The sequence below is a fragment of the Acetatifactor sp. genome (genome assembly GCF_982438285.1).
Genome location: NZ_CEWDFQ010000080.1, coordinates 1 through 10,735, shown reverse-complemented (window position 1 = coordinate 10,735; position 10,735 = coordinate 1). Strand labels below are relative to the sequence as shown.

Annotated in this window: 9 protein-coding genes; all 9 read left to right on the top strand. The window is 48.9% G+C overall.

The window, feature by feature from the left end:
• A partial coding sequence (locus AC1WIP_RS05845) for a peptidylprolyl isomerase (protein ID WP_481140945.1) occupies positions 1–1,585 on the top strand: 1,585 nt, incomplete at its 5' end.
• A 320-nt stretch (positions 1,586–1,905) separates the two neighbouring features.
• On the top strand, positions 1,906–2,943 hold the full coding sequence (locus AC1WIP_RS05840; protein WP_481140944.1) for a LacI family DNA-binding transcriptional regulator: 1,038 nt from the start codon (positions 1,906–1,908) through the stop codon (positions 2,941–2,943).
• Between the two features lie 145 nt (positions 2,944–3,088).
• Positions 3,089–4,468 carry an ABC transporter substrate-binding protein gene (locus tag AC1WIP_RS05835; RefSeq protein ID WP_481140943.1) on the top strand — a complete coding sequence of 460 codons (1,380 nt, stop codon included), beginning with the start codon at positions 3,089–3,091 and terminating at the stop codon, positions 4,466–4,468.
• Between the two features lie 37 nt (positions 4,469–4,505).
• Positions 4,506–5,393, top strand: coding sequence for a carbohydrate ABC transporter permease (locus AC1WIP_RS05830; RefSeq protein WP_481140942.1), 888 nt, complete (start codon positions 4,506–4,508; stop codon positions 5,391–5,393).
• A gap of 10 nt (positions 5,394–5,403) precedes the next feature.
• A complete protein-coding gene (locus tag AC1WIP_RS05825; protein WP_481140941.1) occupies positions 5,404–6,237 on the top strand; it encodes a carbohydrate ABC transporter permease in 834 nt (277 codons plus the stop codon).
• 43 nt (positions 6,238–6,280) lie between these two features.
• Positions 6,281–8,632: a glycoside hydrolase family 65 protein gene (locus AC1WIP_RS05820; protein ID WP_481140940.1), complete on the top strand. Its 2,352-nt coding sequence runs from the start codon at positions 6,281–6,283 to the stop codon at positions 8,630–8,632.
• Positions 8,633–8,659: 27 nt separating this feature from the next.
• Positions 8,660–9,298, top strand: coding sequence for a beta-phosphoglucomutase (pgmB, locus tag AC1WIP_RS05815; RefSeq protein ID WP_481140939.1), 639 nt, complete (start codon positions 8,660–8,662; stop codon positions 9,296–9,298).
• Positions 9,299–9,459: 161 nt separating this feature from the next.
• Complete coding sequence (locus tag AC1WIP_RS05810; protein ID WP_481140938.1) at positions 9,460–9,606, top strand: hypothetical protein; 147 nt, start codon at positions 9,460–9,462, stop codon at positions 9,604–9,606.
• 109 nt (positions 9,607–9,715) lie between these two features.
• A partial coding sequence (locus AC1WIP_RS05805) for an MATE family efflux transporter (RefSeq protein ID WP_481140937.1) occupies positions 9,716–10,735 on the top strand: 1,020 nt, incomplete at its 3' end.

The following is a 10,735-nucleotide window of genomic DNA, read 5'->3' as shown; positions in this document are numbered from 1 at the left end:
AAGGCGTATCATGACTGCTGTGGGAATCGTGATCGTGGCAGCTTTGGTATGTCTGATCGCCTCCTTCCCTATCCGGACCCTCATGGCCACCCGGGGAACCTTTATAAAGGTGGGCGGAGAAAATGTCACCAGGGTGGAATTTGATTATGCTTATAATATTGCAAGAAATAATTATCTGGCGCAGTATGGCACCTATATGTCCTATTTTGGACTGGATCTCTCAGGAGATCTTTCCACACAGATGTATTCTGAAACCCTTACCTGGCAGGACTACTTTGAGCAGTTGGCAGTGGAAAATCTGATCAGCAGCAAAGCCCTGAAGGATCAGGCGGAGGCTGCGGGTTTTACCTATGATACCACAGAAGAATACGCGGATTTTGAGGAATCCATAGAGAGTGCGGCGTCGGAGGCGGGGCTGACCACCAGAGATTATGTGCGCCAGCTTTATGGTTCCTATGCCACCTTGAGCAGGATATCGGATTTTGTGAAGGAGGCCATGGTAATCAACCAGTATTACGAGCAGGTTGCCGAGGAAAGAGCCCCTTCTGAGGAGGAGATCCAAAGCTACTACGAGGAGAACAGGGATTCCTACGATTCTGTGGATTACCGGATCGTAACCATTGAAGCCCAGCTTCCCACGGAGCCCACTGAGCTGGCGGATCCGGCAGAAGAGACATCCGCAGAGGAAGAGTCCTCTGGGGAGGACGCTGCGTCTGCAGAGGATACCCAGGCTTCCACGGAGACTGACGCCGCTCAGGAGAGCGCGGCGGATGAGACCGGGACGGAAGAGGAGTATGAGCCCTCTGAGGCTGAGATAGCAGCAGCTATGGAAGAGGCACAGGCTCTTGCCCAGGAGGCCCAGGAGACGGTGGCCCAGGACGGCGAGCTGCGGGAAAATGTACAGAGAGCAAGCGCAAACGTTCTGACCCAGGACTGGCTGTTCGACGCTTCCAGAGCAGCGGGAGACACCACGATTATTGAGGACGCTGACAATAACCGCTATTTCGTGCTGGCCTTTGAGGAGCGTTATCTGGATGAAACCCCGTCTGTGGATGTGCGTGTACTGATTACGCAGGAAGAGGACGGACAGGCCCTTTTGGATGAGTGGGCTTCTGGAGAGGCCACAGAGGAAACCTTTGGAGCCCTTTGCGAACAGTACAGCATAGATACCTCCACCGCCGGAAACGGAGGACTGTATGAAGGAATTACCAAAGGAGGCCTGCCGGACGATCTGGATCAGTGGCTGTTCGAGGAGGACAGAGCTGCAGGAGATACTGTTTCCATCACCTCCGAGGACGATGGCTATACCTATGTGATGTACTATGTGGGCCAAAATGATCCGGCGTGGAAGCTGAGCGTTCGAAGCACTCTTTTGAGCGAAACCATGACTGCCTATATGGAGGAGATCAGCGCAGGAATTGAAGTGGAGGACAGCAAGGGTAATCTCAATTACCTGACCATAGAAACCCAGACCTCAGAGACTGCTGACACAACAGAAGCGGCAGAAACAACGGAAGCTGCCGGAACGACCCAGGAGACAGAAACGACCCAGGGCACAGAGACAACAGAAACATATTCGGAGTAGGTACCCGCATAAAGGGGAAGCATACAGGATTTTCAAAGAAATCGCCTCTATTTGTTTGCAATATTTATGTAGTGCGTGAATTGCAGATAATTAGGGGCGTATTTTTACGGTTTTAGAGATATTGCAGGAAGTCTTGGGATATAAATAGGGAAAACCGCCGAAAAAAGCATGGGAAACGCCATAAGCATACAGCATTGTACACCAAAAAGGGGTGAATAAAAAAGAAAATAATAAAAAAAGCACAAAACTCTTTACAATAATAAAAAAACATAGTATATTTATACTAAACTACAAAAACCTTTTCGGAAGGAGAAGATCTTTTGTCAGGATCCATCAGAGATGTGGCCAGGAGAGCAGGGGTCTCCATTGGAACTGTTTCCCGGGCGTTTAATGGTTATAAGGACATAAAGCCCGAAACGAAGAAACGGATATTTGAGGCGGCGGAGCAGCTGGATTACTCGCCGAATTTAAGCGCCAGAAATCTGTCCTCCAAAAATAAGAGGAATATTGCTTTGATCATATCCGGTCTTTTGGAAAACAACCCCAAGGAAAACCTTATGTTCACCTTGATGCAGGGAGTTTACTCCTATGCCTGCTCGTCGGGGCTTGAGGTGGCGGTGTATGCAACGGATTCCGCCCACCAAAGGCAGATGTCCTACAAGAGATTCTGTGTGGAACACAGTGTAGCGGGCGTAATCTTAAGCGGAGTTACAATGGAGGACGCTTATTTCAGCGAATTGATGGAGACTACGGAAATACCCTGTGTGGCTATTGACGTAGAGCTGCCGGGAAAAAAGGCGGGATGGGTTTCCATCGACAACGTGGCTGCCGGCCAGGAAATTACAGAGCTTCTGATCAAAAACGGACACAAGGATATCCTGGTGATTAGCGGCAAGAAGAATGCGGCAGTTAATGTAGAGCGATTGACAGGCGTCTATGCCGCGCTGGAAAAGGCAGGGAGAAGGCTTACGCGGGACAATGTCCTGTACTGCGACTTCAGTGAGGAAATTGCCTACAGCCGGGTCAAGGAATACCTGAAGGAAAACGGAACATCCAGACATACTGCATTTTTGTGCTTCAGCGACATAATGGCGCTTGGGGTGCTGAGCGCAGTAAAGGAATGCGGATACCGAGTGCCAGAGGATTTTTCCATTACCGGTTTTGATGGAATCCCAATCACCGGATATACAACCCCGCCCCTCACCACTGTCGCACAGGATATGAAGGAAAGCGGTTTCGCCGGAGCAAGGTTTCTCCACGAGATTATGACAAAGAAAGCAAAGATGGGCCATATCATACTTCCCTACAGGATACTGGAGAGGGAAAGCGTGCAAAACATCGAAAAAGGGCTTGCTTAAATTAAGCTGTGGCATATGCGGTCAAAAAATGCCGGACATGCCACGGCGTTAATAAAGGCCTGATGCAAAAACGTTTTCGAAAGGACTTCTCATATTCCGGGTAAGAATGTAGATTTGAACACACAACATTTAAGGAGGATTATTTATGAAAAGAAAAGCTTTAGCACTTGCTCTGGCGGCAGGAATGCTGCTTTCGGCATGCGGCAGCCAGCCGGCTGAAACGAACACCACATCTTCTTCAGCTCCCGCTGAGACTACTGCCGGAACAGAAGCTGCCCAGACAGAAACGGCAGGTACGGGAGAACTGATTGAGGTGACCATCCCTTCCTATAAGACAGGAGAAAACGTGGGAGCTGTATTCTTTGAGCCCCAGGTGGAGCGCTTTAATGAGAAATATGAAGGCGTCTATAAAATCAATCTTGAGGCTACGCCGGAGGATGGATTTAAGGATAGATTAAAACAGCTTGCACAGCAGAATATGCTTCCTGTGCTTGTACAGGGCGGCGACACAGACTGGATTACCAATGTGGTGATACCCAACGGAATGGCTTACGATCTGAGCGGCTGGCTTGACAGCAAGCCCGAGATTAAGGAGATTCTTTTAGATGATGCCATTGACTTCAACACACAGGAGGACGGCAGCATTTACACTATGCCCTTGGCTACCGTGCGTCCTACCGGATTTTTCTACAACAGCGCAATGTGGGAGCCCTCCGGTGATGTGAGCGAAATGACCATGGATGAGTTTATTGCCGATATCGGCGATCAGAAGATTGCATTTTCCACTGCAGAGAACGGCTGGGTAAGCGCTCTTTTCCTGACAGCCTTTATTGCGGCTGAGGACGGCGGCGTTGATCTTCTTCAGGCGGGAACGGATGTCAAGATCACAGATTTCAATCAGCCGGCAATTATTACAGGCGTGACCAAGCTGCAGCAGCTTCTTCAGAACAATGCAGCCTCCAACTCCATCGGAGCGACCTATGCAGACGCGGCAAACTCCTTTATGAGCGGACAGGCAGCTTTGATTTCCAACGGCCCCTGGATGTCCGCAGACTTTGAGGAGACTGCATCCGCAAACTGGAGCAACGGCTTTGACGGTGCAAATGTGCGTGCAGCCCTGTTCCCCGGAGATATTGGAATTGCAACCACAAGATCCTACGGTGAGTGGTGGATTTCCGCTTCCGCAAGCGAGGAAGAAATTGAGCTGGCATTGGCATTTTTGGAGTTTATCAACTCTCCTGAGGAAATCGAGGCTTATCTGCTTGCAGAGGGCGGAGACGCTCCAAACCTCACATATTCTGAGAACTTCACGGCACAGCAGGCAGAAACACAGGTGCTTGCGGATCTGGGAGCAGATACCAATGAAAATACAGTGTTTGCACCCTGCATCCTTGACGTGATTCCTTCTTCTGTTGCAAACAGTGATTTCGGAAGGCTGCTTCCCTCTCTGGCGGACGGAACCTATACTCCCGAGCAGTTCTGCCAGGAGCTGACGGACAGAGCGGTAGAGGCTACCGCTGAATAAATATGGATTAGCTTTTTAGCGGAAAGGAGCTAAGGGTATGCGGAAGAAACCAGGCTGGCAGGAACGAAAAAATTATAAATGGATTTATCTGTTTTTGCTTCCCACGGTCATTATATTTTTGATGTTTTATATGGTGCCCATTATCCAGGTATTTGTGACCTCGTTCACCTCCTGGGACGGGTTCAACAGTCCAAAATTCAATGGCCTGAATAATTACATTAATTTGTTTAAAGGAGATGCCTTTTTAATCTCCCTGAAAAACCTGCTGGCCTGGGGACTTATCGCAATGACCCTGCATGTCGGATTTGGAACGCTGGTAGCGTTTATTCTCTATAACAAGCCGGTGGGCTGGAGATTTACCAGAGCGGTGTTCATGGTGCCGAATGTGATTTCGGCAGCCGCATGGGCAATGATATACCGCTTCATATTCAATAATGATTTCGGTGTGCTAAACCGCATTATCCGTTTTTTCAACCCCGACTTTAATGTGGCATGGTTCTACAGCTCGCCCTGGGCGTTTTGGAGCATTACCCTGACATGGCTGTTCTATGCGGTCATCGTCACTCTTGTGGTGCTGGGCGATTTGATGAATATTCCTCAGGAATGGATCGAGGCTGCGAAAATTGATGGGGCTGAGGGCTGGAAGCTGGTGAGATACATTCAGCTTCCCCTGTGTCGAAACGCCATCGGCACCAGTATTATCTGTTCTCTTACCGCCCGTATTACAATGTATGAACAGATTTCCCTGACCACAGCGGGCGGCCCCGGAGATGATACCATGAGCTTGTCCATACTGCTGGTAAACAACCTTATGGATTACCGGTACGGCCGGGCGAATGCCATCGGCGTGATTATGTTTATCATAGGACTTCTTGTTTTGGCGGTGATCAACAAGGCATTCCGGATGAATGAGTCGGATTATTGAGGTGAAGTGTATGAGAATAGTGAAAAAAACGCTGACAAGAATTATGATGTATGTAGTAATGATCTTTGTGATTGTGATTTCCGTGTTCCCCATCCTCTGGGTGGTTATGTCCTCCTTCAAGACAAATGCGGAAATACTGGGAAGCCCTTTGGCGCTGCCCACATCCTTTTCCCTGGAAACCTACATATATCTGTTCCAGACTTATAATTTTCCGATCTATTTTGCAAATTCGCTGCTGGCGTCGGTGGTCTCCACGGGAGTTTCCCTGTTTGTCTTTTCCATGAGCGCCTATGTGATTGCAAAATATAAGTTTCCGGGAAGAATGCTGCTGTATATGCTTTTTACAATCACACTCCTGGTGCCGGGGCACAGCAGAACACAGCCTATATTTACCCTGGTGATGCAGCTGGGGCTGTATGACAATATCTGGGGACTAACGCTGGTGTATCTATCGGCCGGCATGGCAATGTCCATGTTTCTTTTAAAGGCGGGCTTTATGGCGGTTCCAAAGGCTCTGGATGAGGCTGCTTTGATTGACGGGGCAAGCTTTATCGGCATTTTCGGCAGGATTAATCTTCCACTGACAAAGGGAGCGCTTACAACAGCAGGAATTTTGATGTTTCTGGGCAACTGGAACGAATACTATTTTGCTTCCCTGCTGACGTCCTCAGATACGTCCAGGACACTGCCCATTGCGTTGTCCTTCTTTACCAGCGAATTTTCTTACAACTATACCAGAATGTTTGCCGCGCTGGCCATTGTAATCATACCCGGCATTCTGCTGTACGCCGTGGCGCAGGAGCAGGTACAGGCAAGCGTGGCGGCAACGGGAATCAAGGAATAAGCCCAATCAAAGAAAACAGTCAGGAAAGGGAAATATATCAACAATGGGAAAAGCATTGAATTATGCCGCCGGCACTGGAGAAAAAGCCGGCTGGGTGATAGAGGAAAAAATTTTTGATCCCTCCCATCTGGGAAAATGCGAGGCTATTTTCTGCCAGGGAAATGGATATCTCGGCCAGAGAGCGGCCTTGGAGGAGGCTTATGTGGGGGAAAAAAGAGACCTGTTTGTAACAGGCACCTTTGACAAATTTGACGATGAAGAGGTTACCGAGCTTCCGAATCTTCCCGATCTTACCAATCTGGAGCTGACAATAGGAGGCTGCCGCTTCGGGCTGGACAGCGGACAGCTGAAAAGCTACAGCAGGCGGCTTGATCTGGAGGACGGTTTTTTAAGCCGGCAGATAGAATGGGTGAGCCCCGCAGGGGATGAAATAGCTCTGGATTTTGAACGATTTGTTTCCCTTGCGGACGAGCATGTGCTGGGCCAGAGGGTAAAGATCAGTGCAGGAAACAGGGATGTGGAAATCAAGATAAAGAGTGGGATCAACGGCCGTGTGACCAATACGGGAACCCAGCATTTCCATGAGGGAAAAATGAGACTTCACAAGGGCTTCATCATGGAAATGTGCAGCGCCACCGTACAGTCTCAGGTGCTTTGCTGTGAGTATGCCGCCAATCTGTTTTATGTGGACGGGAAGAGGCTGGATCTTTATCAGCTGCCTGTGATAGACAGACGTTTTCTGGCCGTTTCTGCAGGCCTTACGCTGAAGGCCGGGCAGACGCTTACGGTGGAAAAGCTGGCCTGTGTGCACACCTCCAGGGATAAGGTCTATGAGGGTCAGCAGAATGTAAAGGAAAAGGTAATTGCAGACGGAAGAAAGCATATGGACAGTATTCTGGAGAGCGGTTATGACGCGCTGGCTGCGGCAAGCCGCAAGGCATGGAAGGAGCATTGGACCGTGGCGGATGTGCTCATTGAAAGCCAGGATTCCTATGACCAGATTGCAGTGCGCTTTGCCCTTTATCATCTGAATATTATGGTGAAAAAGGACGACGACAGAGTGGGAATCGGAGCCAAGGCCTTAAGCGGCGAGGGCTATAAGGGCCATTCCTTCTGGGATACGGAGATTTTCCTTCTGCCCTATTATATCCTTACAGATCCGGATACTGCAAAAACCCTTCTCTCCTATAGAGGAAAGAGTCTGCCTGGAGCGTACGCAAAGGCGAAGGAAAACGGCTTTAAAGGGGCTATGTTCCCCTGGGAGAGCGCGTGGCTTGACGATGGAGAGGTAACGCCTCTGTGGGGCGGGGCCGATGTGGTGACGGGCAAGCCCATGAAAATTCTGACAGGAATTCTGGAGCAGCATATCTCCGCAGATGTGGCCTTTGCCGTATGGCAGTATTTTACCGCAACGGGAGATCAGGAGTTTCTTGACAGGTACGGCTATGAAATCGTCATCGGCACGGCGCTTTTCTGGACGAACCGTGTGGAATGGAAGGATAAAGGCACTGATCATCAAAAATGCTATATTACGGATGTGATCGGGCCGGATGAGTATAAGGAGCATGTGGACAACAACGCCTATACCAATTATTTGGTCCACTGGAATCTGGTTCTTGCCGCCCGTATGATAGAAAAGCTTCGGAAGAAAAAGGGAGAGACCCTAAAAAGGCTGGAGGAAAAATTCCAGCTGGAGCAGCTGCAGGCAAAAATCAAGGAAACGGCGGAGGGGCTGTATCTTCCTCTGCCCAACGAGGATGGCATCATACCGCAGTTTGACCGGTATTTTGATTTAAAGAAGATTGATCTGACAAAATACAAGGAATGCGATGTTGTGGGAACTATTTACAACGATTATAATATAGAACAGATCAGCGGCTTTCAGGTATCAAAGCAGGCGGACACTATTCTTCTGATGCTGCTTATGGATGATGTTTTCGATCGGGAGACGAAGGAAAAGAACTATCGTTTTTATGAGGAGAGAACGCTCCATGATTCCTCCCTCAGTAAGTCAACCCACTGTATTATGGCGGCGGAGCTTGGCTGGACCAAGGAGGCGTACCATTTCTTCAGAGGATGTCTGGATACAGACCTGGGACAGGTGATGACTACCTCTGACATGGGTATCCACAGTGCATGTATGGGAGGCATCTGGCAGAGCGCGGTATGCGGCTTCGGAGGTGTGCGGATTTTAAAGGACGGGCTTCGCATGAGCCCGCAGCTGCCCGAAGAATGGAGCAGGCTTGCCTTTCACCTTGTATGGCAGGGATGCCCGCTGTATGTGACTGTGAAAAAGGGCAGAACAGAGATCAAAAATCTAGGCACGAAAGACGTTTCATTTTGCTGGGAGGAGGAAGAGGTCAGGATACCGGCCGGAGAAAACCTGGTGAAATAGAGGCTGCAAAAAGGAGAGAAAGGTTTTATGAAAAAGGACTACAAAGGAATTATTTTTGATTTGGACGGAGTAATCTGCCACACAGATCAATATCATTATAAAGCGTGGAAAATGCTTGCAGACAGACTGGGAATCCCTTTTGACGAGCAGATTAACAACCGGCTGAGGGGAGTTTCTAGAATGGAGAGCTTGGAGATTATTCTGGAAAAAAGTACAAAGGCCTATACCGAGGAGGAAAAACTGGAGATGGCGGAGGAAAAAAACGCCAATTACCGTAAGCTGCTTGCACAGATGTCTCCAAAGGATTTAAGCAGCGAGGTAAAAGAAACGCTGGATCTTCTGCACGCTGGAAAGCTTTTGGCAATAGGCTCATCCAGCAAGAATACGGCTTTTATACTTGAAAGAATCGGTCTTGGGGATTATTTCGACGCCGTAGCGGACGGAAACGACATTACAAGGTCTAAGCCGGACCCGGAGGTGTTTTTGATAGCTGCCAAACGTCTGAAGCTGAACCCCCAGGAATGTCTGGTGGTTGAGGACGCCAAGGCCGGAGTGGATGCGGCTGTGGCAGGAGGCTTTGACTGTGCGGCGGTAGGCGACGCCGCAGGATACGAAGCGGCTTCCTATTCCTTAAAGAGCGTGAGTGATCTGAAAGAATTTGCATGAGATTCCCCAAAAACCAAAGGTTATGCCATACAACAAAAATATCCCGGCTGCCGGATCTGGCAGCCGGGATATTTTGCTGTAATGGAAATAAGAGGGAAGCTTGAAAGCTCCTTTCAAGCTTTAAATCATTGCCTGCCGAAGCAGGCGAAAGGAGTATAGTTATGAAAAAGAATCTATATGTAACCCATAGCAGAAAAGGCTGCCTGCGGGAGAGTTTTTTGGCGAAGCTGACAGAACTCAAACTGTGCTGTAAGAATCCCACAGCTCCTTTTCTTTATGTATTTATCATAGCGGAAAGATGTGTCTAAATTTTGTACGCATTCTAAAATCCATATTAAGAAATTTGAAAAGAAATGTGAAATAAAAAAAACTATGGTATAATACTGCTATTGAAGAGGGAAAGGATACGATATACCTATGAAAGTAAGCAGAATGAATCAGCAGGAAAAGATAGAGTATATGTTAAACGAGCCTGCCACCCGTCTGGTGTGCCAGATGGCGGTTCCCACCATTATCAGTATGCTGGTGAGCTCTTTTTATAATATGGCAGATACTTTTTTTGTGGGAAGAATCAGCACTCAGGCTACGGCGGCGGTGGGAGTGGTTTTTTCTGTGATGGCTTTTATACAGGCTTGCGGCTTTTTCTTTGGTCACGGCTCCGGCAATTATATTTCCAGAAAGCTGGGGGCAGGAGAATTTGAGGACGCCAACAAAATGGCGGCCACAGGCTTTGTCAGCGCTTTCCTGGCAGGAATCTTTGCAGGCGTGCTTGGGCTGATTTTTCTGGAACCCCTGTCAATGGCCCTGGGCTCCACCCCTACAATTTTGCCCTACACCAAGGAGTACCTTGGCATTATATTATTAGGGACTCCTTTTATGATGTCGTCCCTTGTATTGAACAATCAGCTCCGCTTTCAGGGCAGCGCATCCTATGCCATGGTGGGAATTGTGACGGGAGCCGTTTTAAACATTGGACTGGACCCTCTTTTCATTTTTGTTTTTGATATGGGGGTTGCGGGAGCGGCTCTTGCCACCACTATAAGCCAGATTGTCAGCTTTGTGCTGTTGGTTCTCATGACCCGAAAGGGAGGCAATATCCGTATTCACCTGCGTGACTTTTCACCCAGCTGGTATTATTTTAAGGAGATTATCCGGGGAGGCCTTCCCTCCCTGTGCCGACAGGGACTGGGCAGTGTGGCCCAGATTTGTATGAACTGGGCGGCAGGATTATATGGGGCGGAATTTGGAGACGCCGCCATTGCGGCCATGTCCATTGTGAACAGAGTGACCACCTTTGCCAATTCTGCGCTCATTGGCTTTGGACAGGGCTTTCAGCCGGTGTGCGGCATGAATTATGGAGCCGGAAAATACCACAGAGTAAGAGAGGCCTTTTTCTTCTGTGTGAAATATGCCTTCGTGTTTTTGCTCGTCCTGTCT